This window comes from Variovorax gracilis (assembly GCF_030317115.1).
Classification (GTDB): Bacteria; Pseudomonadota; Gammaproteobacteria; order Burkholderiales; family Burkholderiaceae_C; genus Variovorax; species Variovorax gracilis.
In genome coordinates this window covers 1-24,554 of record NZ_JASZYF010000013.1, presented here as the reverse complement: position 1 = coordinate 24,554, position 24,554 = coordinate 1, and the positions used below count along the sequence as shown (strand labels likewise).

The window sequence follows — 24,554 nt, the reverse complement described above, 5'->3', positions numbered from 1 at the left end:
AGCGGGCAAGCGTTAGCTAGAATCAGGTCATGGTTTCCCCTGCTTCCCCGTCGTCCGGCAAAGGCTCTCCCAAGTCGCTGTCCGGACTGGCCCCGTTCCTGCGGCCCTATCGCGTCCAGATCGGCCTCGCAGCCGTTTTCCTCGTGCTCGCGGCGGCGACCACACTGGTGTTCCCGGTCGCGCTGCGCAGCCTGATCGACGGCGGGCTGGTGCCCGGCGACAAGGGCGAACAGACGATGGCGCTGCGCGAGCACTTTGTGGCCCTGTTTGCGGTTGCCGTTGCGCTGGGGGTGTTTTCCGCCGCGCGCTTCTATACGGTCAGTTGGCTGGGCGAGCGGGTCACGGCCGATCTGCGCAATGCCGTCTACGCCCATGTGCTGCGTCAAAGCCCCGTTTTCTTCGAAACGACGCAGACCGGCGAAGTGCTGTCTCGCCTGACGGCGGACACGACCCTGGTCCAGACGGTGGTCGGATCCTCGCTCAGCATGGGGTTGCGCAATGCCGTGATGGGCGTCGGCGCCCTGGCCATGCTCATCTGGACGAATCCCTACGTGATGGTCCAGGTGCTCGGCATCCTGGTGCTGGTGGTGCTGCCCAGCATGTGGTTCGGCCGGCGCGTGCGCAAACTCTCGCGCGCCAGCCAGGACCGCGTCGCCGACTCGAGCGCCATCGCTGCCGAGGTGCTGAACGCCATTCCGGTGGTGCAGAGCTACACCGCGGAAAGCCGCGAGGCAGCCCGCTTCGACGCGTCGACCGACAGCGCATTCCGCACCGCCGTCCGCCGCACGAAGGCGCGCTCGGTCCTGGTGGCCTTCATCATCATCGCGACGTCGGCGGCGCTTTTGTGGGGGCTCTATCAGGGAACGCAGGCAGTGCTGCACGGCGACATCACGGCTGGGCACCTGGGCCAGACGGTTGTGTACGTGATCATCCTGGCAAGCGCGGCTGCCGTGCTCGGCGAGGTCTATGGCGATCTGTTGCGCGCTGCGGGTGCCACCGAAAGGCTGATGGAATTGCTGCACGCCAAGCCCGTCATCCTGTCGCCCGATCAACCTGTCAAGGCGCCCGTCCCGGAGGCCGGGAGCGCCGTCAGTTTCGAATCGGTGGGTTTCCACTATCCCTCGCGCCCGGGCATCCCTGCCCTGCGCGACTTCAACCTGTCGGTGGCGCCCGGAGAAACAGTGGCGCTCGTGGGGTCGAGCGGTGCCGGCAAGAGCACGGTCTTTCAGTTGTTGTTGCGCTACTACGATCCTCAATCAGGGCGCATTTGTCTCGACGGCACGCCGCTCGCAGCGCTGTCGCTGGACGAACTGCGCACACGCATCGGCCTGGTGCCGCAGGACGCCGTCATCTTCTCGGCCAGCGCCTTCGAGAACATCCGCTACGGCCGTCCCGACGCCAGCGCCGAAGAAGTCCATGCCGCCGCAAAGGCAGCATTCGCGGACGGTTTTCTGAGGGCGCTGCCGGAGGGCTACGACACATTCCTGGGAGAACGCGGCGTACGCCTTTCGGGGGGCCAACGCCAGCGGATCGCGATCGCGCGCGCCATGCTCAAGAATCCCCCTTTGTTGTTGCTCGATGAAGCAACGAGCGCCCTCGACGCCGAGAGCGAGCGCATGGTCCAGGCCGCGCTCGAATCCGCGATGTCCGGCCGAACGACGATCGTCATCGCTCACCGGCTGGCGACGGTCCAGAAGGCCGATCGCATCGTCGTCCTGGATCACGGTGGCATCGTCGAGCAGGGAACACATGCGGCGTTGGTCGCGCAGAACGGCGTGTACGCGCGATTGGCCGCCCTGCAATTCGCGGCCTGAGGAAGCGCCCGCTTGCGGCGCCGCTGCAAGCAGCGCCTATTGCAGCGTTTCCTTGAGCGCCGCCGGCAGAGGCAGCGAAAACACCGAGATGCCTTCGTCGATCAAGGTCTGGGCTTCCTCGCGCGTGGCCTGGCCACGAATGCCGCGCTCCTCGGCTTCGCCGTAGTGCATCTTGCGGGCTTCGTCGGCAAAGCGCTCACCGACGTCTTCGGTCTGCGCGATCACTTCGCGCACCGCGCGCAACCAGCGCGCCTCGAGCGAATTGTTCTCCGGAGCTGGCGCCGCAGGCGCTGACGGCGACGGCTTCGACCCACCCAGATTCAGCCGCGGCGCAGCCAACATCTTGGTGATCGCCGTGTCGCCGCAAATGGGGCATTCCACCAGCCCGGCCGCCAACTGGGTGTCGAAAGCGTCGTGCGACGCAAACCACCCTTCGAAGCCGTGCCCATGCCCGCACTGGAGGTTGAGGACCTTCATGCACGGATTATCCGGCGCGATCGGGCGATGTGCCGTTTTTCCAGTCGAGCGTCCATGCGCCCGACAAGACGTTTTGCAGCCAAAGCGTGCAAGTCAGCGTCTTGGCGTCGGACACGGTGCCGTCCCGGCACCAGCCCGCGAGGTCTTCCGGCGTGGCGGTGATCACGTCGAGAAACTCGCCATGGTCGAGTTGCCGGGCGCCGAGCGAAAGGCCGCGCGCAAAGTAGATATGGATGATTTCCGTCGAGTACGCCACCGCGAGGTGCATCGCGCCTGCATGCGCCCACTCGGTGGCGGTGTAGCCCGTTTCCTCGAGCAGCTCGCGCTGGCCGCAGAGCAAGGGGTCTTCGCCCGCATCCAGCTTTCCGGCCGGAAACTCGGTCATCACATGGCCGACGGGGTAACGAAACTGACGCTCGAGCACCACGCGGCCGTCGTCAAGGAGAGGCACGACGACCACCGCCCCGGGATGAATGATGTATTCGCGGGTCGCGGTATGTCCATCGGGCAACCGGACCGTGTCACGCTTCGCCTGCAGGAAGTTGCCCTTGAAGAGCAGTTCGCTCGCGGTGACTTCTTCTTTCAGATGCAAGTCGTCCATTTCAGCCTAGCTCCGATGCTTGAGCAGGTAGCGCCAGGTGAATCCCGGAAACGCGAGCACGATGAACAAGGCACCGGTGACCGCATAGAACTCCCACCCTTGAGGGGATATCTGGCCGACTCGGCTTTCGAACAGCAGCCCGACGCCACCCGCGATGAAATAAAGGAACACCAGTTCGCCCAGTCGCACGGCCAGCGTCTTTGTGTGCGTCGCCAGCGGCACCAGACCCAGCAGGCGATCGGTGACGAATGGCAGGTTGGCGGCCACCAGGGCGACCAGCAACACCATCCAGACCGACGCGCTTTGCGACACGAGCGTGGTCAGGTGGCCAGCGTGGCCACGATCGCCTGCGCACAGAGCGTCATGAGCCCGCCAGGCAGGATGCCGAGGATCAGGATCAGGGCGCCATTGAGCGTCAGCACCGTGCGCACGTCGAGCGGCGCCGACACCGTGGTCGCGGTCACGGGTGCGTCGAAGTACATGACCTTGACCACGCGCAGGTAGTAGAAAGCACCGATCAGCGACATCACGACGGCGAACACTGCCAAGGCAATGTACATGCCCTGGCCGGAGGCGATCAGCGCCTGCAGCACGGCCAGCTTCGCGTAGAAGCCGACCAGTGGCGGCACGCCTGCCAGCGAGAACATCGCGACCGCCATCACGCCGGCATAGAGCGGGCTGCGCTGGTTCAGGCCTGCGAGGTCGGTGATCTCTTCGCTTTCGAACCCTTCGCGGGCAAGCAGCAGGATGATGCCGAAGCTCGCCAGCGTAGTCAGCACATAGGTCACGATGTAGAACATCGAGGCGCTGTACGCGAACTGCGCGTTGTAGGTGGTGTCGTTGCCCACGCCTGCCACGAGACCGAGCAGCATGAAGCCCATCTGCGCGATCGTCGAATAGGCCAGCATGCGCTTGAGGTTGGTCTGCGCAATGGCTGCAAGGTTGCCGACCAGCAGCGACGCTATCGCCAACAAGGCAAGCATCTGCTGCCAATCGATCGCGAGCGGCAGCAGTCCTTCGACCAGCAGCCGGATGATGATGGCGAAGGCTGCGAGCTCCGGAGCTGCACCGATCATCAGCGTGACGGCCGTCGGCGCGCCCTGGTAGACGTCAGGCACCCACATGTGGAACGGCGCTGCGCCGACCTTGAATGCCAGACCGGCCACGATGAAGACCAGGCCGAACACCAGCACCTGGTGGTTCACCTTGCGGCTCGCGATGGCCTTGAACACTTCATTGATGTCGAGCGAACCGGTCGCGCCGTACATCATCGACAGGCCGTACAGCAGGAACCCGCTCGCCATCGCGCCGAGGACGAAGTACTTCATCGCCGCCTCGCTCGCTACCGCATTGTCGCGGCGCAGCGCCACCAGCGCATAGCTCGAGAGCGTGAGCAACTCCAGGCCCAGGTAGATCACCAGGAAATTGCTGCCGGAGATCATCACGAACATGCCGAGCAGGGAGAGCATGCTGATCGTGAACATCTCGCCGCCGCGAAGCATCCCGCGGTCCGCCGCGTAGGGTCGGCCATAGACCAACGTGACCATCAACGCGACGGTCGCAAAGCATTTGAGCCAATTGCCCATCGGGTCGCTCACCACCATGCCGCCGAAACCGTAGATGGTCTTGCCCGTCGAGGCATTGAAGCCGCACAACACCGCCACGACGGCGAGCGTCATCAAGGTCAATATGTAGGTCGCCGTGCGGCGGGGGCTGGTGGTGGACAGATCCAGCAGCGCGATGATGCAGGTTGCGACCAGCAGCACCGCTTCGGGGTAGATCGTCATCCAGCTGAGTTTGTCAATCATCTCGTTCTCTTGTTCAGCCTGGACTCAAGGCAGCTTGGAAATCGCCATGTGGTTCAGCAACTCGGCCACGGACGCGTTCATCACGTCGGTGAACGGCTTGGGATAGAGACCCATCCACAGCACCGCGATCGCCAGGAGTGCCAGCATGAGGAATTCGCGTGCATCGATGTCGCTCAGTTCCTTGACGTGGTCGTTGCCCACGGGACCGAGGTACACGCGCTTGTACATCCACAGGGTGTAGGCCGCGCCGAAGATCAGCGCCGTCGCGGCACCCAGGCCGAGCCAGAAGTTGGCCTTGACCGCGCCCAGGATCACCATCCACTCGCCAACGAAGCCGGCCGTGGCGGGCAGACCGCAGTTGGCCATCGCGAACAGCAGCGCGAAGGCAGCGAACTTGGGCATCGTGTTGACCACGCCGCCGTAGTCCGCGATCTGGCGCGAATGCACGCGGTCATACAGCACGCCGATGCAAAGGAACATCGCGCCCGAAACGAAACCGTGCGCAATCATCTGCACGATGCCACCGGCAATGCCAAGGTCGTTGAAGATGAAGAAGCCGAGCGTCACGAAGCCCATATGGGCCACCGACGAGTAGGCCACGAGCTTCTTCATGTCCTGCTGAACCAGTGCGACCAGCCCGACGTAAATCACCGCGATCAGGGAAAGCGCGATCATGAGCCATGCCCATTCGTGCGAGGCATCGGGCGCGATGGGCATCGAGAACCGCAGGAAGCCGTACGCGCCGAGCTTCAGCATGATCGCGGCCAGCACCGCGGAGCCGCCGGTGGGCGCCTCGACGTGCACGTCCGGCAACCACGTGTGGACCGGCCACATCGGAACCTTCACCGCGAAAGCTGCAAAGAACGCGAAGAACAGGAAAGTCTGCTCGCTGCGGCTCAACGACAGCTTGTGCCAGGTGAGGATGTCGAAGCTGCCGCCAGACCTGTTGTACAGATAGATCAACGCAACCAGCATCAACAGCGAGCCGAGCAGCGTGTAGATGAAGAACTTGAAAGCAGCGTAGATCTTGTTGGGACCGCCCCAGATCCCGATGATGAGATACATCGGGATCAGCGTGGCCTCGAAGAAGACGTAGAACAGCACTCCATCGAGCGCCGAGAACGATCCGATCATCAGGCCCGACAGGATCAGGAACGCGCCCATGTACTGGTTCACTCGTTCGGTGATCACCTGCCAGGCCGAGATCACCACGATGACCGTGATGAACGCCGTGAGCAGCACCAGCCAGAACGAAATCCCGTCGAGGCCGATGTGATAGCTGATGTTGAAGCGTTCGATCCAGCTTTCCTTCTCGACGAACTGCATCGCAGCGGTTCCGGTCTGGAATCGCGTGTACAGCGGCAAGGTGACCAGGAAGCTCGCGATCGAACCGACGAGCGCCACCCAGCGCACACCCCTTGCGTGCTCGTCACGACCGAACGCCAGCAACACGACACCGAAGGCGATCGGCATCCAGATGGCAAGGCTCAACAAACCCATTTTTGTTTTTCTCCAGCGAGAGCCGCTTACCGTTTAAACCAGACGAAATACGACATGAGGACAAAGATGCCCAACAGCATCGCGAAAGCGTAGTGATAGATGTAGCCGGACTGCATCCAGCGCACGACGCCGGAAATGCGGCCCACCAGTTTCCAGGAACCGTTGACGATCGCGCCGTCGATGATCCCCTGGTCCCCGCCCTTCCAAAGGCCGGTGCCCAGTGCACGGGTGGCCCGCGCGATCACGTTCTCGTTGAACCAGTCCATGTAGTACTTGTTGTCGAGAAGGCGGTAGATCGGGCCGAAGGCGCGCTTGATCGCTGCAGGCAGCGCCGGATTGATCAAGTACAGGTACCAGGCCACCACCACGCCCGCGAGCGCCAACCAGAACGGTGCGGCGGTGAGGCCGTGCAAAGCCATGGCCATCGGGCCGTGGAAGGCCTCGGCCAATTCCTTCATCGCTTCGTGTTTGCTCGAGTCGACGAAGATGGAATCCTTGAAGAAGTCGCCGAAGAGCATCGGCTGAATGGTGATGTACCCGATGACGACCGACGGAATCGCCAGCATCACCAGCGGGAACCACACGACCCACGGCGACTCGTGCGGCTCGTGGTGGTCGTCATGATGACCATGGCCATCGTCGGCACCGTGATGATGTGCGTCCGGATTCTGGTCGTAGCGTTCCTTGCCGTGGAAGACCATGAAGTACATGCGGAACGAATACAGCGCCGTGACGAACACGCTGGCCAGCACCGCAAAGGAGGCAAAACCGGATCCCCACAAGTGGCTCTCGTGCACCGCTTCGATGATGCTGTCCTTCGAATAGAAGCCCGAGAACAGCGGCGTACCGATCAGCGCGAGCGAACCCACCAGCGATGTGATCCAGGTGATGGGCATGTACTTGCGCACGCCCCCCATCCATCGCATGTCCTGGTTGTGGTGCATGCCAATGATGACCGACCCGGCCCCGAGGAAAAGCAGCGCCTTGAAGAACGCGTGCGTCATCAGGTGAAACACCGCGACCGAATAGGCCGATGCGCCGAGCGCCACCGTCATGTAGCCGAGCTGCGAGAGCGTCGAGTAGGCGACGACCCGCTTGATGTCGTTCTGGATGATGCCCAGGAAGCCCATGAAGAGCGCGGTGATTGCGCCGATCACGAGCACGAAGCTCAGGGCCGTATCGCTCAACTCGAACAGCGGCGACATGCGCGCCACCATGAAGATGCCTGCCGTGACCATGGTTGCGGCATGGATCAGCGCGGAGATCGGGGTCGGGCCTTCCATCGAATCCGGCAGCCAGACGTGCAGCGGGAATTGCGCGCTCTTTCCCATCGCGCCGATGAACAGGCAGATGCAGATGACCGTGATCAGCATCCACTCGGTACCCGGGAAGCTCAGCTTCGCCAGCTCATTGGCCTTGGCAAATGTTTCGCCGTAGTTCAGCGTGCCGGCATAGGCCGCGACCAGGCCGATACCCAGGATGAAGCCGAAGTCGCCCACGCGGTTCACCAGGAAGGCCTTCAGGTTGGCGAAGATCGCAGTCGGCCGGTTGTACCAGAAGCCGATCAGCAGATAGGACACCACGCCCACCGCTTCCCAGCCGAAGAACAACTGGAGCATGTTGTTGCTCATCACGAGCATCAGCATCGAGAAGGTGAACAGCGAGATGTACGCGAAGAAGCGGTTGTAGCCCTCGTCCTCTTCCATGTAGCCGATGGTGTAGATGTGCACCATCAACGACACGAAGGTCACGACGCACATCATCATGGCCGTGAGGCCGTCGACCAGGAAGCCGATTTCCATCTTCAGGCCGCCGACCGTCATCCATTCGTAGACCGTCGCATTGAAGCGGGCGCCATCGGACACCACGCTGTTCAGCGTCATCGCCGAAATGATGAAGGAAATCAGCACGCCGAGGATCGTCAGCGAATGCGTGGCGCGGCGACCGATGAGGTTGCCCCCCAGTTTGGTGCCGAACAGGCCCGCCACGACAGCGCCGACCAGAGGGGCCAGCGGTACGGCCAGGAGTGTGGATGCGGAAAGTGTTGCGCTCATGAGAAAACCTTCAGCCCTTGAGCGCGTTGAGTTCGTCGACGTTGATGTTCGACTTGTTGCGGAACAAGAGGACCAGCAGCGCAAGCCCGATCGCCGACTCGGCGGCCGCGACCGTCAGGATGAAGAACACGAAGATCTGCCCATGCATGTCGCCGAGGAAGTACGAGAAGGCGACGAAGTTCATGTTGACGGCCAGCAGCATCAGTTCGATGCACATCAACAGCACGATCAGGTTCTTCCGGTTGAGGAAGATGCCGATGACCGAGAGCGCAAAGAGCATCGCGCCGAGCGAAAGAAAGTGTCCGAGCGTGAGCGTCATGCCTTGTTCTCCGCTGCTGCCGAGGGTTGTTCAGCCGCAGGTTCGGCCGCGCGCGTCACAGGCATCTGCACGATGCGCACGCGGTCCCGCGCCTTCACGCGGACCTGGTCAGCCGGGTTCACGTACTTGCTGTCCTTGCGGGCCCGCAGCGTGAGGGCGATGGCGGCAAACATGGCGACCAGCAGGATCACGGCGGCGATCTCGAGCGGATAGAGATAGTCGGTGTAGAGCAGCTTGCCGAGTTCCAGCGTGTTGGACGTGTCAGGACCGGATGCGAGCGGGCTCTTCGGCGCGCTCAGGCGGAAACCGCCCATCAGCACAGCGGCCATCTCGAGCGCGATCAGCGCACCGACGCCGGCAGCGAGCGGGAAGTGCTTCCAGAAGCCTTCGCGAAGCCCTTCGACGTCGATGTCCAGCATCATCACCACGAAGAGGAAGAGCACCATCACGGCCCCGACGTAAACGAGGACTAGCGCGATCGCGAGAAATTCGGCGCGCAGAAGCAGCCAGATGGCCGATGCCTGGAAGAACGCCAGCACCAGGTAGAGCGCGGCATACACGGGGTTGCGCGCGGTGATGACGCGGAAGGCTGCGAACAGCAGCACCGCGGCAAACAGATAGAACAGACCGGTCTTGACGTCCATGGATCGAGTTTGTTTTCTTCCCGCTCAGCGGTACTTGGCGTCGGCCGCCTTGTTGGCGGCAATTTCTTTTTCGTAGCGGTCGCCGACGGCGAGCAGCATGTCCTTCGTGAAGTACAGGTCGCCGCGCTTTTCACCGTGGTACTCGAAGATATGCGTCTCGACGATCGAATCGACCGGACAGCTCTCTTCGCAGAACCCACAGAAGATGCACTTGGTCAGGTCGATGTCGTAGCGCGTGGTGCGGCGGGAGCCGTCGTCGCGCACGTCGGATTCGATGGTGATGGCGAGTGCCGGGCAGACGGCCTCGCAGAGCTTGCAGGCAATGCAACGCTCTTCACCGTTCTCATAGCGGCGCAGCGCATGCAGCCCACGGAAGCGCGGCGACAGCGGCGTCTTTTCCTCGGGGAACTGAATGGTGATTTTCCGGCTGAACGCGTATTTGCCGGTGATGGCCAGACCCTTGAACAACTCGAACAGCATGAAGCTGCGCAAGAAGTCCTTGAGCGAGAAAGGCGCGGACGCTGTTGCGGAGTACGCAGACATGGCGGTTCCAGTTATTTCCAGATGTTGAACGGGGTCTGCATCCAGGCGCCGACCACCACCAGCCACACCAGCGTGACCGGAATGAAGATCTTCCAGCCGAGCCGCATGATCTGGTCATAGCGGAAGCGCGGGAAGGTCGAACGAACCCACAGGAACATCGTGACGACCACGAAGGTCTTGATGCCCAGCCAGATCCAGCCCGGAATGAATGCAAGGAAGTCGAACGGGGGCAGCCAGCCGCCGAGGAACAGAACCGCGCACAGGATCGAGACAAGCCACATGTTGGCGTACTCGGCCAGGAAGAACATCGCGAAGCTCATGCCCGAGTACTCGATCATGTGGCCGGCGACGATTTCCGATTCGCCTTCGACGACGTCGAACGGATGGCGGTTGGTCTCGGCCAGGCCCGAGATGAAGTAGACGACGAAGATCGGCAGCAGCGACAGCCAGTTCCATGACAGGAAGCCGATGCCCATCGACGCGAAGTGGCCCTTGCCCTGCCCCATCACGATGTCGGTCATGTTCAGGCTGGCGGACACCATCAGCACCACGACGAAGCAGAAGCCCATCGCGATTTCGTAGCTGACCATCTGCGCCGAAGCGCGCAATGCGCCGAGGAAGGCGTACTTGGAGTTCGACGCCCAGCCCGCAATGATCACGCCGTACACCTCGAGCGAGGTGATGGCCATCACGAACAGCAGGCCGGCATTGATGTTGGCCAGCGCGACCTCGGGTCCGAAGGGGATGACCGCCCAGGCGGCCAGCGCCGGCATGATGGTCATGATCGGCCCCAGAAGGAACAAGCCCTTGTTGGCGACCGTCGGCAGGATGATTTCCTTGGTCAACAGCTTGAGCGCGTCGGCAATTGGTTGCAGCAAGCCCAGCGGCCCGATGCGATTGGGGCCGATGCGAATCTGCGTGAAGCCGATGGCCTTGCGTTCCCATAGCGTGAGGTAGGCGACGGCGCCCATCAGCGGCAGCACCACCACGATGATCTTGATCAGCGTCCAGATGACCGGCCAGGCAACGCCGGTCCACCAGCCCGCGGAGATCAGGCCCATGCCGAAACCGTGCAGCGTGTCGATCATGCGAACGCCTCCTGAGCGACGGAGGCCTGCGCCAGGCGGGCGTCGGCGGTGAGTTGCAGGGAAGGTGCACGACGAACGATGGAGTCGAGCTGGTAGATGCTCGCGACCACCGGGGACGCATTCGAGCCGTTGCTCGGCTGGATCGCGGCAGTCGTGGCGTTGCTCAGCCGGTCGGCCAGCACTTCTCCGGCCGAGCCGATGTCAGCCAACACGTCAGCCGTCGATTCGAACGCGAAACCCGAGAGGCCAAGCAGATTGGCAAGCACGCGCAGGACCTTCCAGGCCGGCCGCGTTTCGCCCAGCGGCTTCACGACGGCGTGGAAACTTTGCGCGCGACCTTCCGCGTTGACGAAAGTACCGGGAGTCTCGGTGAAGGGCGCGATAGGCAGCAGCACGTCGCTGAATTCGAGATTGGACTTGAACGGGCTCAGCGTCACGACCATTTGTGCGTGCGCGAGCCCTTCCACGGCAGCAGCACCGGCTGCCGAGTCGAACACGGGTTCGGTGTTGAGCAGCAATGCAGCCTTGAGCCCGCCGCCGAGCATCTGGCCCGCATTCAGACCGCCGGCCTTCGGCAGTGCGCCGACGACTTGAGCGCCGACGGTGTTGGCTGCCTCGGTCAGATAGCCGACGCTGGCACCGGTTTGTGCACCGATCCAATTGGCCAGTGCCAGCAAGGTGCTGGCCTCTGCATGATGCGCCGCCGCATTGCCGAGCAGGATGGCCTTGCGTTCGCCTCCGAGCAGCGATGCGGCTATGGCCTTCGCGGCGTCGCTCGCGGCGGAATCCCTGTTCATGGGGGCCGTCGCGCCATTGCTTTCGGCGATTGCGGCAGCAAGATCGGCCAACGAGTCGACCCACTGTTGAGCGGGAACGCGGACGGCGTTCGCCACAGGCATGGCCCACGCGTCGGCATCGGCCAGCAGTTCCGGCGAAGTCAGCGCGCTGAGCACGCCACCCTTGCGTATCGATTGACGAATGCGCTGCGCAAACAGCGGATGGTCCTTGCGCAGGTTGGAGCCAATCACGAACGTGCGTTGCAGTTGCGACAGCGATGCGACCGACGTACCGAGCCAACGGACGCCTTCGACCGCGGCGAACTCGGCGTTGCGCAGGCGGAAATCGATGTTGTTGCTGCCCAGGCCGTGCGTCAGCAACTTGGCAAGATGCAGTTCCTCGAGCGTGCTGTGCGGGCTGACGAGCGTGCCGATGCTTTGCGCGCCATGGTCCGCCTTGATCTGCTTCAGGCCGTTGGCAACGTACTCCAGTGCGGTTTGCCAGTCGACCTGCTGCCACTGACCGCCCTGCTTCAGCATCGGCTGGGTCAGGCGCTCGGGGCCGTTCAGTGCCTCGTACGAGAAGCGGTCGCGGTCGGCGATCCAGCACTCGTTGACCTCTTCGTTCTCGAGCGGCACCACGCGCATCACGCGGTTGTTCTTGACCTGGACGATCAGATTGGCACCGGTCGAGTCATGCGGGCTCACCGACTTGCGGCGCGACAGTTCCCAGGTGCGAGCGCTATAGCGGAACGGCTTGCTCGTGAGCGCGCCCACCGGGCAGATGTCGATCATGTTGCCCGACAACTCCGAATCGACGGAATCGCCGAGGAAGGTCTCGATCTCGGAGTGTTCGCCGCGGTTCGACATGCCGAGTTCCATCACGCCGGCCACTTCCTGGCCGAAACGGACGCAGCGCGTGCAATGGATGCAGCGGCTCATCTCTTCCATGCTGATGAGCGGCCCGACGTCCTTGTGGAACACGACACGCTTCTCTTCTTCGTAGCGCGAAGACGAGCCGCCGTAGCCCACGGCCAGATCCTGCAACTGGCACTCGCCGCCCTGGTCGCAGATCGGGCAGTCGAGCGGATGGTTGATCAGCAGGAACTCCATCACCGACTGCTGCGCCTTGATGGCCTTGTCGCTCTTGGTGCGGACGATCATGCCTTGCGTCACGGGCGTGGCGCAGGCCGGCATCGGCTTGGGCGCCTTTTCCACGTCGACCAGGCACATGCGGCAGTTGGCCGCGATGCTGAGCTTCTTGTGATAGCAGAAGTGCGGAATGTAGGTACCCGCCTTGTCGGCAGCATGCATGATCATGCTGCCTTCGACGATGTCGACCTTCTTGCCGTCGAGTTCGATTTCAACCATATGTGTTCTTCTTGCGCTCAGGCCTTGGCGGGCGTCTTCGGGACGTAGCCCGGAATCAGTGCCTCGAACTCGTGGCGGAAGTGCTTGATCATGGCCCGCACCGGCATCGCCGCCGCATCGCCGAGCGCACAGATCGTGCGACCCTGGATGTTGTCGGCGACAGAGTTCAGCAGATCCATGTCGGTGGCCTTGCCGTGGCCGTTGTGGATGCGATCCACGACGCGCCACAGCCAGCCCGTGCCTTCGCGGCACGGCGTGCACTGGCCGCACGATTCGTGCATGTAGAAGTACGAGAGGCGCTTGAGCGATTCGACCATCGAACGGCTGTCGTCCATGACGATCACGGCGCCGGAGCCCAGCATCGATCCCGCCTTGGCGATGGAGTCGTAATCCATCGTGCATTCCATCATGATGGACGCCGGCAACACTGGAGCCGACGAGCCGCCGGGGATCACCGCTTTCAACTGGCGGCCCTTGCGCACGCCGCCTGCGAGTTCGAGCAGCTTGGAGAACGGCGTGCCCATCGGGACTTCGTAGTTGCCCGGCAGTTCGACGTCACCGCTGACCGAGTAGATCTTGGTGCCGCCATTGTTCGGCTTGCCGCACTCGAGGTAGGCCACTCCGCCGTTGTTGATGATCCACGGCACCGCGGCAAAGGTCTCGGTGTTGTTGATCGTGGTCGGCTTGCCGTAGAGGCCGAAGCTGGCCGGGAACGGCGGTTTGAAGCGCGGCTGGCCCTTCTTGCCTTCAAGTGATTCGAGCAGCGCTGTTTCCTCGCCGCAGATGTAGGCGCCGAAACCATGGGCCGCGTGCAACTGGAAGTTGTAGCCGCTGCCCATGATGGCGTCGCCCAGGTAGCCTGCGGCGCGCGCCTCTTCCAACGCTTCCTCGAAGCGATCGTAGGTCTGGAATATCTCGCCGTGGATGTAGTTGTAGCCCACGCTGATGCCCATCGCGTAGGCCGCGATGGCCATGCCCTCGATCACGATGTGCGGGTTGTAGTGCAGGATGTCCCGGTCCTTGCAAGTGCCCGGCTCGCCCTCGTCCGAATTGCAAACGAGGTACTTCTGGCCCGGGAACTGGCGGGGCATGAAGCTCCACTTGAGACCCGTCGGGAAGCCCGCGCCGCCGCGGCCCCTCAGGCCGGACGACTTGACTTCGGCGATCACCTGGTCGGGCGTCAGCCCTTCGCTCAGGATCTTGCGCAGGGCCTTGTATCCACCACGCGCCTCGTAGTCGGCCAGCCGCCAGTTTGTGCCGTTCAGGCCGGCGTAGATCTGCGGCTCGATGTGGCGGTCGTGAAAGCAGGTCTGGACACCGGTCGCCTGGAACTGCGAAAGCACTTGCTCGGGCGACATCATTGCGCTCCCTTCAAGCCGTCGATCAACTGATCGAGCTTCTCGTTGCTCATGAAGCTGCACATCGTGCGGTCGTTGACCAGCATCACAGGCGAATCGGCGCAGGCACCCAGGCATTCGCTCTGCTGCAGCGTGAACATGCCGTCCGGCGTGGTCTCGCCCATCGTGATGCCCAGCTTCTTCTCGAGATGCTTCAGCGCCACGGCACCGTCGCGCAACTGGCACGGCAGATTGGTGCAGACATTGAGCTTGAACTTGCCCACCGGCCGCTGGTTGTACATGTTGTAGAAGGTCGTGACCTCATGCACCGCGATTGGCGCCATGCCCAGGTAGGCGGCGATCTCGCGCTCGCGTTGCTCGCTGACGAAGCCTTCATCCTGTTGCACGATCGCGAGGCAGGCCATCACGGCGGACTGCTTTCCTGCCGGCGGGTACTTGGCAACCTCTCGCGCAAAGCGCTCGAGCGTCGCGGCCGACAGCGACGCCTGAGGGCTGTGGGTGGTCTCGGAATTCATGGGGCTCTCTTACCTGTCAATCTCGCCGAACACGATGTCCATCGTGCCGATCACGGCCACCGCATCGGCAATCATGTGTCCGCGGGCCATTTCGTCGAGCGCAGCCAGATGCGGGAAGCCGGGTGCGCGGATCTTCAGACGATAGGGCTTGTTGGCACCGTCGCTCACCAGATAGATACCGAATTCGCCCTTCGGGTGCTCGACGGCGGCATACGCCTCGCCTTCGGGCACGTGAAAACCTTCGGTGAAGAGCTTGAAATGGTGGATCAACTCCTCCATGTTCGCCTTCATCGACTCGCGCGCAGGGGCAGCCACCTTGTGGTTGTCGGTGATGACCGGACCCGGATTCGCACGCAACCATGCGGAGCATTGCTGGATGATTCGATTGGCCTGGCGCATTTCCTCGACACGGACCAGATAGCGGTCGTAGCAGTCGCCGGTCTTCCCGACGGGCACGTCGAAGTCCATGCGGTCGTAGACGTCGTAGGGCTGCTTCTTGCGCAGATCCCATTCGACGCCGGAGCCACGCAGCATCGGGCCGGTGAAGCCGAGGTTGAGGGCGCGCTCGGGCGTCACCACACCGATGCCGACGGTGCGCTGCTTCCAGATCCGGTTGTCAGTGAGCAGCGTTTCGTACTCGTCGACCATCTTCGGAAAGCGCTTGCAGAAATCGTCGACGAAATCGAGCAGCGAACCCTGGCGGTTTTCGTTGAGCCGCTCGATCGCCTTGGCGTTCTTGATCTTGCTGGCCTTGTACTGCGGCATCGCGTCGGGCAGGTCGCGGTAGACGCCGCCCGGACGGAAATAAGCCGCGTGCATGCGCGCACCGGAAACCGCTTCGTACATGTCGAACAGGTCTTCACGTTCGCGGAAGCAGTAGATGAGCATGTTCATCGCGCCGCAGTCGAGGCCGTGCGCGCCAAGCCACAGCAGGTGGTTCAGCAGACGCGTGATCTCGGCGAACATCACCCGGATGTATTGCGCACGGATCGGCACGTCGAGGCCCATGAGCCGCTCGATCGCGAGGCAGTAGGCGTGCTCGTTGCTCATCATCGACACGTAGTCGAGACGGTCCATGTACGGCAGCGATTGGATATAGGTGCGCGACTCGGCGAGCTTTTCGGTTGCGCGGTGCAGCAGGCCGATATGCGGGTCGGCGCGCTGGATGACCTCGCCGTCCAACTCAAGCACGAGGCGCAGCACACCGTGCGCTGCCGGGTGCTGAGGCCCGAAATTCAGCGTGTAGTTCTTGATTTCGGCCATCAGACCTCCCGCCGGGCCATCCCAAGGGAGGGCTGCGCCCCCATGGGGGGCAGTGAATACACAAAGTGATGAACGTGGGGGCACATGATCAGTGGAGCCCGCCGTAGTTGTCTTCGCGGATCACGCGTGGCGTGATCTCGCGCGGCTCGATCGAGACCGGCTGATAGATCACACGCTTCTGGTCCGGGTCATAGCGCATCTCGACGTGACCGGACACAGGGAAGTCCTTGCGGAAAGGATGCCCGATGAAGCCGTAGTCCGTCAGGATGCGACGCAGGTCGTCATGACCTTCGAACACGATGCCGTAAAGGTCGAAGGCTTCGCGCTCGAACCACCCCGCGGCATTCCAGACGCCGGTCAGCGAATCGACAACCGGGAGGTCTTCGTTCGGCACGAACACCTTGAGGCGGACACGCTGATTGAGGCTCACGGAAAGCAGATGGGACACGACGCAGAAACGCTCGCCCTCCCACTCGCCTTCGCGGTAGCCGGAATAGTCCATGCCGCACAGATCGATGAGCTGCTCGAAGCGGCAGCCCGGCGCATCGCGCAACAAGGTCGCAGCCGCCAGATAGTCGGCAGCACTCACCACCACCGTCACCTCGCCCAACGCGAGCGTGACGCTCTTCGCCTTGGTGCCAAGCGTTTCGGTGATCTGGGTCTTCAGCGCCTCGGGAGAAATGGCAAAGTCGGTCATCGTCTCGTGCTCGTCAGGCGCGCGCAATCGTGTTGGTACGGCGAATCTTCTGCTGGAGCTGGATCACCCCGTACAAAAGCGCCTCGGCGGTCGGCGGGCAGCCCGGCACGTAGACGTCGACCGGCACGATGCGATCGCATCCGCGCACGACCGAATAGCTGTAGTGGTAGTAGCCACCGCCATTGGCGCAGGAGCCCATCGAGAGCACCCAGCGAGGCTCGGGCATCTGGTCGTAGACCTTGCGCAGCGCCGGCGCCATCTTGTTGCACAGCGTACCGGCAACGATCATCAGGTCGGACTGGCGCGGGCTGGGTCGGAACAACATGCCGAAGCGGTCGATGTCGTAGCGTGCGGCACCCGCATGCATCATCTCCACCGCACAGCAGGCCAGACCAAAGGTCATGGGCCACAGTGATCCGGTCTTGGCCCAGTTCACCACCGAATCGTAGGTCGTGGTGACGAAGCCTTCCTTCATGACGCCTTCAATGGCCATTTTTCGGATTCCTTGTCATTCCCAGTCGAGGGCGCCCTTTTTCCACTCGTAGACGAAGCCCACGACGAGGATGGCGAGAAAAATCATCATTGCCCAGAAGCCGACAGGGCCGATTTCCTTGAGCGCGATGGCCCACGGAAAGAGAAAAGCAATTTCGAGATCGAACAGGATGAAGAGAATCGCGACGAGGTAGTACCGGACGTCGAACTTCATGCGCGCGTCTTCGAAGGCCTCGAAGCCGCATTCGTAAGGGGAATTCTTTTGAGCGTCGGGCCGGTTGGGACCGAGGATGTAACCCAGAACCTGGGGTGCGACGCCGACTCCGACACCGACCAGGATGAACAACAGGACGGGGAGGTAGGAATCGAGGTTCATCAGGGGGTTCTATCACCGCTTGCCACCGGCAGGAAGCATTGATTCCTGCCGGTGAGATTTGGTGCGGTCGGCGAGACTCGAACTCGCACAGCTTTCGCCACTACCCCCTCAAGATAGCGTGTCTACCAATTTCACCACGACCGCGGTTTTTGCTGCCCGGATGGCATGAGGAACCTACGAGAGGTTTTGGCTTTCCGGAACAGCTTTAGAGTTTACCCTGAAAAACAGCCGTTTTCATTGACGACTGTAGAGAAGATGACACGATTACTTGGCCGGGATCTGCGCGGCGCCCGAAGCGGGTGCGGCCGGGGCGGAAGCCGGTGCATTCGGCGCAGGGGCAGCGGGGGCCGGACCCGACGGAATCTCCGCTGCGGACCCCGAAGTGGCAGGCGCCGGTGCCGGCGCAGGCGTGCCGACCGCGGCTCGTTCGAGCAGGCTCCCGCCGCCCGCGGGCCGCGAGTGGCCGAAGTAGGCCAGCAGCAGCGTGCAGGCGAAGAAAACTGCGGCAAGAACCGCCGTCGTGCGCGAAAGGAAGTTCGCACTGCCGCTGGCACCGAACAGGCTGCCGGCGCTGCCGCTGCCGAAGGCGGCGCCCATGTCGGCACCCTTCCCGTGCTGGACCAGGATGAGACCGATCATCGCGAGTGCGGTGAGCATCTGCACGCCCACGAGGATATTGAGGACCACGTTCATTCGTTCTAACTCCTAAATTGTTGGCAGCCGCGCTGTCTCAGCGGGCCGCGGCGATGATTTGCAGGAAGTCGGCCGCCTTGAGGGACGCGCCGCCGATCAACCCGCCGTCGATATCGGCTTGCGCGAGCAGTTCTGCCGCGTTCGCAGCGTTCATGCTGCCGCCGTAAAGAATCCGGATGCCCGCGGCATGGTCGCTCGCGGCGTGATGCAGTTGCGCGCGAAGCACCGCATGCACGGCCTGCGCCTGCTCGGGCGTTGCGGTCTTGCCGGTGCCGATGGCCCAGACGGGCTCGTAGGCCACGACGATCTCGCTGATGCAGTGGCCATTGACGTGGATGACTGCTGCGAGTTGGCGCTTGACGACTTCCTCGGTCGCCCCTGCTTCGCGCTGCGCCAGCGTTTCGCCGACGCAGACGATCGGCGTGATGCCATTGGCGAGCGCAGCCGCTGTCTTCGCGGCCACGACCTCGTCGGTCTCGCCGTGGTACTGACGCCGTTCCGAGTGCCCCACGATGGCGTAGCGCACGCCGAATTCCCTCAGCATCACCGCCGATTGCTCGCCCGTGAAAGCGCCTTGCGCCTGCGTCGATACATCCTGCGCACCCAATGCGATCGGCGACCCGGCAACCAGCGATTGCACCTGCGCCAAATAAGGCGCCGGCACGCACACGGCGATTTCGCAAGCCGGCGCGGCCGCCCCCGCCACCAAGGCCTTCACCAGCGCCTCGTTGGCAGCGAGGCTGCCGTTCATCTTCCAGTTGCCTGCGATCAGCATTTTCTTCGTCATGTCTGTCTCGTTCACCAGGTCAGCACGATCTTGCCGATGTGCTGATTCGATTCCATCAGGACGTGCGCCTGGGTCGCACCGCTCGGATCACCCCCTGCAGCGAAGCTGCTGTGAATGACCGGCTTGACCGCACCGCTCTCCAGCAGCGGCCAAACCTTCTCGCGCAGTGCGTTCGCAATCGCGCCCTTGAAGGCGATCGGCCGCGGACGCAAGGTCGATCCGGTGATGGTGAGCCGCCTGCGCAGCACCAGTCCCGCATTGATCTCGCTCTTGACGCCGCCCTGCACCGCGATGATCACGAGCCGGCCGTCTTCGGCCAGGCATTCGACCTCCCGCGCCACATAGGCGCCGGCCACCATGTCGAGCACCACGTCGACGCCCTTTCCGCCGGTGAGGCGCTTGGCCTCTTCGACGAAATCGGCGGTCTTGTAGTTGATCGCGTGGTCGGCACCGAGCTTCAGGCACGCTTCGCACTTGTCGTCGCTGCCCGCCGTCACGATCACGGTGGCACCGAGCGCCTTGCCGAGCTGGATGGCCGTGACGCCGATGCCGCTCGAACCGCCCTGGATCAGCAAGGTTTCACCCTTCTGCAGGCGGCCCCGCTCGAACACATTGCTCCACACGGTGAAGAAGGTCTCGGGCAGCGTGGCCGCCTCGACGTCGCTCCACCCCTTGGGAACCGGCAGGCATTGCGCGACAGGCGCCACGCACAGCTCGGCATAGCCGCCACCCGCAACCAGCGCGCAGACGTGATCGCCGATCTTGAAACCGGCGTCGGCCAGCGCCTTCGCGTCGCCTGACACTATCTCGCCCGCCACTTCGAGGCCAGGCAAATCCGACGCGCCCGGTGGCACCGGATAGTGGCCCATCCGCTGAAGCACGTCCGGCCGATTCACACCGCTGGCGGCCACGCGAATCAGCAGTTCACCCTCGCCCGCCACAGGGGCGGAACGCTCCACCATGCGCAGCACCTCGGGGGCACCGAACGATGTGATCTCAATGGCTTTCATGCTCTTCTCTAGGCTGCAATGCCCGCGGTCAGGCGGGCATTGCTCGATCCACAAGTGCGGCAGCGTCTCCGCCGCCGCTCGTCTTCAGGCCTGATGGTCGCCGCGGTTCGACTCTTGCAGCGGCAATTGCTCGGCCAGTTGCTCGGCCTGCTCGCCGCCACGCTCGTTGTTCTCGAAGCGCGGTGCACGTTCAGGGCGCGGCGGACGATCGCCACGGTCACCGCGGTCAGAGCGTTCACGGCGGTCGCCACGATCGCCACGGTCCTCACGCGGAGGACGCTCGTTGAACTCCATGCCGGCCGGACGCTCGGCCAGGGCCTTCATGGACAGCTTGACGCGGCCCTTCTCGTCGGTCTCGAGCACCTTGACCTTCACGATCTGGCCTTCGCTCAGGTAGTCGGTGACTTTCTCGACGCGCTCGTGCGCGATCTGGCTGATGTGCAGCAGGCCGTCCTTGCCGGGCAGCAGGTTGATCAGGGCGCCGAAATCGAGGATCTTGGTGACGGGGCCTTCGTAGACCTTGCCGATCTCCACTTCAGCGGTGATCTGCTCGATGCGCTTCTTGGCCTCTTCGGCCTTGGCCGGATCGGTCGATGCGATGGTGATGGTGCCGTCTTCGTCGATGTTGATCTGCGTGCCGGTTTCTTCGGTCAGCGCGCGGATCACCGACCCACCCTTGCCGATCACGTCGCGGATCTTCTCGGGGTTGATCTTCATCGTGAAAAGGCGCGGTGCGAAGCTGGAGACTTCGGCCTTGGCCTCGCCCATTGCTTCCTGCATCTTGCCGAGGATGTGCATGCGGGCTTCCTTGGCTTGCGCCAGGGCGACTTGCATGATTTCCTTGGTGATGCCCTGGATCTTGATGTCCATCTGCAGCGCTGTGATGCCGTTGGTCGTGCCAGCCACCTTGAAGTCCATGTCGCCGAGGTGATCTTCGTCGCCCAGGATGTCGGTCAGCACCGCGAAGCGGTTGTCTTCCTTGATCAGGCCCATGGCGATGCCGGCCACATGGGCCTTCATCGGCACGCCGGCGTCCATCATCGAGAGGCAGCCGCCGCAGACCGAAGCCATCGACGAGGAGCCGTTCGACTCGGTGATTTCCGACACGACGCGAATCGTGTACGGGAACTCTTCCTTGCTCGGCAGGCAAGCGACCAGCGCGCGCTTGGCGAGGCGGCCATGGCCGACTTCACGACGCTTGGTGGAACCCATGCGGCCGACTTCGCCGGTGGCGAAGGGAGGCATGTTGTAGTGGAACAGGAAGCGATCTTCGTATTCGCCGGCCAGTGCGTCGATGCGCTGCGCATCGCGTTCGGTGCCCAGCGTGGTCACGACCAGCGCCTGGGTTTCACCGCGCGTGAACAGGGCCGAGCCGTGGGTGCGCGGCAGAACGCTGTTGCGGATCTCGATCGGGCGCACGGTTCGCGTGTCGCGGCCGTCGATACGGGGCTCGCCCGACAGGATCTGGCCGCGGACAATCTTCGATTCGATCGAGAACAGCAGGTCGTTGACCTTGCCGGCATCGAAGGGCTCGCCGCTTTCCTTCAGCGCTTCCATCACGCTGGCATTGGCTTCGCGCAGGGCTTGCGTGCGCGCCTGCTTGCTGCGGATCTGGTAGACCGCGCGCAATTTTTCCTCGGCCAGGCCCTTGACCTTGGCGACGAAGGCTTCGTCTTCGGCGGGCGGCTGCCAGTCCCACACCGGCTTGCCGGCGTCGCGCACGAGTTCGTGGATCGCGTTGATCGCGATGTTGGCTTGCTCATGGCCGAACACCACGCCGCCGAGCATGATTTCTTCGCTCAGTTGCAGGGCTTCGGATTCGACCATCAGCACGGCGGCTTCGGTGCCGGCCACGACCAGATCCATCTGCGAATCCTTGCGTGCCGTCTGGCCTGGGTTCAGCACGTACTGGCCATTGATGTAGCCGACGCGAGCGGCACCGATCGGACCGCTGAACGGAATGCCGGAGATCGACAGGGCAGCGCTCGTGCCGATCATCGCGGCGATGTCGGCGTCGACTTCGGGGTTGAGCGACAGCGTGTGGATGACCACGTGCACTTCATTCAGGAAGCCTTCGGGGAACAGCGGGCGGATCGGACGGTCGATCAGGCGGCTGGTCAGCGTTTCGTGCTCGCTGGGCTTGGCTTCACGCTTGAAGAAACTGCCAGGGATCTTGCCCGCGGCGTAGGTCTTCTCGATGTAGTCGACGGTCAGGGGGAAGAAATCCTGTCCAGGCTTGGCGGACTTGGAAGCGACGACGGTCGCCAGCACCACGGTGCCCTCGATGTCCACCTTGACGGCGCCGGTCGCCTGGCGCGCGATTTCGCCGGTTTCCAGGACGACGGTCTTGTCGCCCCACTGGAAGGACTTCGTGACTTTGTTGAAGAGGCTCATGTTCAGCTCCTGTTTTTTGATAGCGGCTCGACCTGTGGTGTCACAGGCCCCGCGGGGCCGGAGCGCTTTTCAGAACACGATGCCATTCCAGAGAAGCTCGAAGGGAACCTCGTTGGAATGACACAGCTTCGCTCTGTTTGGCGGCTCCGAAGTAAAAAACGCCTGAGCTAGCGGACTAACCCAGGCGTTCTTGCATGCGATTCGGCTTACTTGCGCAGACCCAGCTTGGCGATCAGCGCGGTGTAGCGGTCGGCGTCCTTGGACTTGAGGTAGTCCAGCAGCTTGCGGCGGCGGCTCACCATGCGCAGCAGGCCGCGACGACCATGATGGTCCTTGGCGTGCGTCTTGAAGTGCGGGGTGAGTTCGTTGATGCGGGCGGTCAGCAGTGCGACTTGCACTTCGGGACTACCGGTATCGTTGGCGGCACGGGCGTTGTCCTTGACAACTTCGGCCTTGATGGAGGCTGCGATCATTTGATTTTCCTTGTTCCGGGATGTTTGACTTGCGGTGTGTGCTGGAACTGCGCGCACCGTGCGCCTTGCGGCATGCAAAGCCTTGGGATTATAGCTCGCGCCCAGCCTGCGCGCACTTCGTGTCGCTTCGCACCACTCCTGCCGGGGGCAACAACGCCGGACCGGCGGAGCCGGATCAGCGGTGTTTCACGACTTCTGCTGCGCGGCCAGCCAGCGCTTCAGGCGGTCGACGCCGTCCACCAGGCGCTGTTTGTCCTTGGATGCGAAGCACCAGCGGAGCCAGCCCTGCGCCTCTGGCGCGAAGGCGTTGCCAGGGGCCAGGCCGAGGCCGGCTTCGGCCACCAGGCGCTTGGCGACGTCGAGGGCATCATCGAAGCCGTCCAGCTTGAAGAAGGCGTACATGCCGCCGCGGGCGGGGGCAACCTCGACGCCGGGGATGTCGGCCAGCAAGGGAACCAGGGTGTCGCGGCAGGACTTCAGGTGCGCGACGATCTTGGGGGTGATTTCCTCGGTGTGGGCCAGTGCGGCGACGCCGGCACGCTGGGTGAAGACGCTGGCGCACGAGGTGTTGAACTCGATCAGCTTGCCCATGCCGTCCATCAGCGCTGGAGGCACCACCAGCCAGCCCAGGCGCCAGCCGGTCATCAGGAAGCTCTTGGAGAAGCTGTGGGCGACCACCAGGCGATCCTCGGGCGCCGCGACGTCGAGGAAGCTGGGCGCGCAGCGGTTGGGGGTCGGCTCGAAGTACAGGCGCTCGTAGACCTCGTCGGCAAGGATCCAGGTGCCGGTGGCGCGGCAATGGTCGAGGATCGCTTGCTGCTCGGCCCGTGTCATCGTCCAGCCCGTCGGGTTGTTCGGCGCGTTGACGATGAGCAGCTTGGTCGATGGCGTGACTGCGGCGCGCAGCGCTGCAAGGTCGAGCGTCCACTGCCCTGCCTTGGGCACCAGGGGCACACAGCGCACTTTTGCGCCGAGGATTGCCGGCTGAGCGGTGAGGTTGGGCCACACCGGGGTGATGGCCACGACCTCGTCTCCCGCATCGACGAGCGCCTGCACGGCCAGCATCAGCGCACTGACACCGCCGGAGGTGATGGCGATCCGCGACGACTCGATCTTCGGGTGCAGGCCGCTCATGTAGGCAGCGACGGCCTCGCGCAGTTCGGGCAGGCCCAGGTTGTGCGCATAGAAGGTTTCGCCGCGCTGCAACGATTCGATGGCTGCATGGCGGATGACTTCGGGGGTGACTTCGTCGCTCTCGCCGAACCAGAAGGCGAGAACGTCGCTTCGGCCCAGGCCGGCGTTGGCGACTTCTCGGATCTTGGAGGCTTCGAGGTTGTGGATGGCTTCACGCATCGGACTTTTTCCTTGGGGTTCAGGGGCGCTGCATCTGGCAACTGCTGGGCATTTCGGCGCGGCTGGCGGGAATGGTCTTCACGACGCGGAAGCCGTAGCCGGAGCCTTCGACGTCGAACTTCACGCCGGGCGTGCCCTGCTTGTCCAT

At 63.3% G+C, this 24,554-nt stretch carries 24 protein-coding genes, 1 tRNA gene and 1 pseudogene; 1 reads left to right on the top strand and 25 read right to left on the bottom strand.

Annotation, left to right across the window (positions count from 1 at the left end):
- Positions 1-29 precede the first annotated feature (29 nt).
- Entirely contained in the window at positions 30-1,814 is a 1,785-nt protein-coding gene (locus QTH97_RS22710; protein ID WP_286570728.1) for an ABC transporter transmembrane domain-containing protein, read from the top strand.
- A gap of 36 nt (positions 1,815-1,850) precedes the next feature.
- On the opposite strand, the gene QTH97_RS22705 is transcribed toward QTH97_RS22710, so the two are convergent.
- The 25 genes and pseudogenes from QTH97_RS22705 to QTH97_RS22585 all read right to left on the bottom strand — a co-directional run.
- A complete protein-coding gene (locus QTH97_RS22705) occupies positions 1,851-2,291 on the bottom strand; it encodes a DUF1178 family protein (protein WP_286570727.1) in 441 nt (146 codons plus the stop codon).
- 7 nt (positions 2,292-2,298) lie between these two features.
- Entirely contained in the window at positions 2,299-2,892 is a 594-nt protein-coding gene (locus QTH97_RS22700; protein WP_286570726.1) for an NUDIX domain-containing protein, read from the bottom strand.
- A gap of 6 nt (positions 2,893-2,898) precedes the next feature.
- Positions 2,899-3,204 (bottom strand): DUF2818 family protein, encoded by a 306-nt coding sequence (locus QTH97_RS22695; protein WP_286570725.1) that lies wholly within the window; start codon positions 3,202-3,204, stop codon positions 2,899-2,901.
- Positions 3,205-3,212: 8 nt separating this feature from the next.
- Complete coding sequence (gene nuoN, locus QTH97_RS22690; RefSeq protein ID WP_286570724.1) at positions 3,213-4,700, bottom strand: NADH-quinone oxidoreductase subunit NuoN; 1,488 nt, start codon at positions 4,698-4,700, stop codon at positions 3,213-3,215.
- Between the two features lie 24 nt (positions 4,701-4,724).
- Positions 4,725-6,200, bottom strand: a complete 1,476-nt coding sequence (locus tag QTH97_RS22685; protein ID WP_286570723.1) for an NADH-quinone oxidoreductase subunit M — start codon at positions 6,198-6,200, stop codon at positions 4,725-4,727.
- Between the two features lie 26 nt (positions 6,201-6,226).
- Complete coding sequence (gene nuoL / locus QTH97_RS22680; protein ID WP_286570722.1) at positions 6,227-8,254, bottom strand: NADH-quinone oxidoreductase subunit L; 2,028 nt, start codon at positions 8,252-8,254, stop codon at positions 6,227-6,229.
- Between the two features lie 10 nt (positions 8,255-8,264).
- Entirely contained in the window at positions 8,265-8,573 is a 309-nt protein-coding gene (gene nuoK / locus QTH97_RS22675) for an NADH-quinone oxidoreductase subunit NuoK (RefSeq protein ID WP_028248920.1), read from the bottom strand.
- A complete protein-coding gene (locus QTH97_RS22670; protein ID WP_286570721.1) occupies positions 8,570-9,217 on the bottom strand; it encodes an NADH-quinone oxidoreductase subunit J in 648 nt (215 codons plus the stop codon). The genes nuoK and QTH97_RS22670 overlap by 4 nt, the downstream gene beginning before the upstream one ends.
- Positions 9,218-9,241: 24 nt before the next feature.
- Positions 9,242-9,760, bottom strand: coding sequence for an NADH-quinone oxidoreductase subunit NuoI (gene nuoI, locus QTH97_RS22665; RefSeq protein WP_286570720.1), 519 nt, complete (start codon positions 9,758-9,760; stop codon positions 9,242-9,244).
- A gap of 11 nt (positions 9,761-9,771) precedes the next feature.
- On the bottom strand, positions 9,772-10,848 hold the full coding sequence (nuoH, locus tag QTH97_RS22660; RefSeq protein WP_286570719.1) for an NADH-quinone oxidoreductase subunit NuoH: 1,077 nt from the start codon (positions 10,846-10,848) through the stop codon (positions 9,772-9,774).
- Positions 10,845-12,995, bottom strand: a complete 2,151-nt coding sequence (gene nuoG, locus QTH97_RS22655) for an NADH-quinone oxidoreductase subunit NuoG (protein WP_286570718.1) — start codon at positions 12,993-12,995, stop codon at positions 10,845-10,847. Before nuoG ends, nuoH begins: the two co-directional genes overlap by 4 nt.
- A gap of 17 nt (positions 12,996-13,012) precedes the next feature.
- Positions 13,013-14,353, bottom strand: a complete 1,341-nt coding sequence (nuoF, locus tag QTH97_RS22650; RefSeq protein WP_286570848.1) for an NADH-quinone oxidoreductase subunit NuoF — start codon at positions 14,351-14,353, stop codon at positions 13,013-13,015.
- Positions 14,353-14,868 carry an NADH-quinone oxidoreductase subunit NuoE family protein gene (locus QTH97_RS22645; protein WP_286570717.1) on the bottom strand — a complete coding sequence of 172 codons (516 nt, stop codon included), beginning with the start codon at positions 14,866-14,868 and terminating at the stop codon, positions 14,353-14,355. The genes nuoF and QTH97_RS22645 overlap by 1 nt, the downstream gene beginning before the upstream one ends.
- 9 nt (positions 14,869-14,877) lie before the next feature.
- Positions 14,878-16,131 (bottom strand): NADH-quinone oxidoreductase subunit D, encoded by a 1,254-nt coding sequence (locus QTH97_RS22640; RefSeq protein ID WP_286570716.1) that lies wholly within the window; start codon positions 16,129-16,131, stop codon positions 14,878-14,880.
- 88 nt (positions 16,132-16,219) lie between these two features.
- On the bottom strand, positions 16,220-16,828 hold the full coding sequence (locus QTH97_RS22635; protein WP_286570715.1) for an NADH-quinone oxidoreductase subunit C: 609 nt from the start codon (positions 16,826-16,828) through the stop codon (positions 16,220-16,222).
- 13 nt (positions 16,829-16,841) lie between these two features.
- Positions 16,842-17,321: a NuoB/complex I 20 kDa subunit family protein gene (locus QTH97_RS22630; RefSeq protein WP_012748606.1), complete on the bottom strand. Its 480-nt coding sequence runs from the start codon at positions 17,319-17,321 to the stop codon at positions 16,842-16,844.
- Between the two features lie 15 nt (positions 17,322-17,336).
- Positions 17,337-17,696 carry an NADH-quinone oxidoreductase subunit A gene (locus tag QTH97_RS22625; RefSeq protein ID WP_028248911.1) on the bottom strand — a complete coding sequence of 120 codons (360 nt, stop codon included), beginning with the start codon at positions 17,694-17,696 and terminating at the stop codon, positions 17,337-17,339.
- 59 nt (positions 17,697-17,755) lie between these two features.
- Positions 17,756-17,840 (bottom strand) — tRNA-Leu (locus QTH97_RS22620).
- A 120-nt stretch (positions 17,841-17,960) separates the two neighbouring features.
- Positions 17,961-18,389, bottom strand: a complete 429-nt coding sequence (gene secG, locus QTH97_RS22615; protein WP_286570714.1) for a preprotein translocase subunit SecG — start codon at positions 18,387-18,389, stop codon at positions 17,961-17,963.
- Positions 18,390-18,426: 37 nt separating this feature from the next.
- On the bottom strand, positions 18,427-19,176 hold the full coding sequence (gene tpiA / locus QTH97_RS22610) for a triose-phosphate isomerase (protein WP_286570713.1): 750 nt from the start codon (positions 19,174-19,176) through the stop codon (positions 18,427-18,429).
- 11 nt (positions 19,177-19,187) lie between these two features.
- Positions 19,188-20,186: an NAD(P)H-quinone oxidoreductase gene (locus tag QTH97_RS22605; RefSeq protein WP_286570712.1), complete on the bottom strand. Its 999-nt coding sequence runs from the start codon at positions 20,184-20,186 to the stop codon at positions 19,188-19,190.
- Between the two features lie 84 nt (positions 20,187-20,270).
- Entirely contained in the window at positions 20,271-22,580 is a 2,310-nt protein-coding gene (gene pnp / locus QTH97_RS22600) for a polyribonucleotide nucleotidyltransferase (RefSeq protein WP_286570711.1), read from the bottom strand.
- Between the two features lie 206 nt (positions 22,581-22,786).
- Positions 22,787-23,053 (bottom strand): 30S ribosomal protein S15, encoded by a 267-nt coding sequence (gene rpsO, locus QTH97_RS22595; RefSeq protein ID WP_007837783.1) that lies wholly within the window; start codon positions 23,051-23,053, stop codon positions 22,787-22,789.
- Between the two features lie 186 nt (positions 23,054-23,239).
- On the bottom strand, positions 23,240-24,406 hold the full coding sequence (locus tag QTH97_RS22590) for a pyridoxal phosphate-dependent aminotransferase (RefSeq protein WP_286570710.1): 1,167 nt from the start codon (positions 24,404-24,406) through the stop codon (positions 23,240-23,242).
- Positions 24,407-24,425: 19 nt separating this feature from the next.
- Positions 24,426-24,554, bottom strand: a pseudogene (locus tag QTH97_RS22585) (branched-chain amino acid ABC transporter substrate-binding protein); the annotation flags it as partial.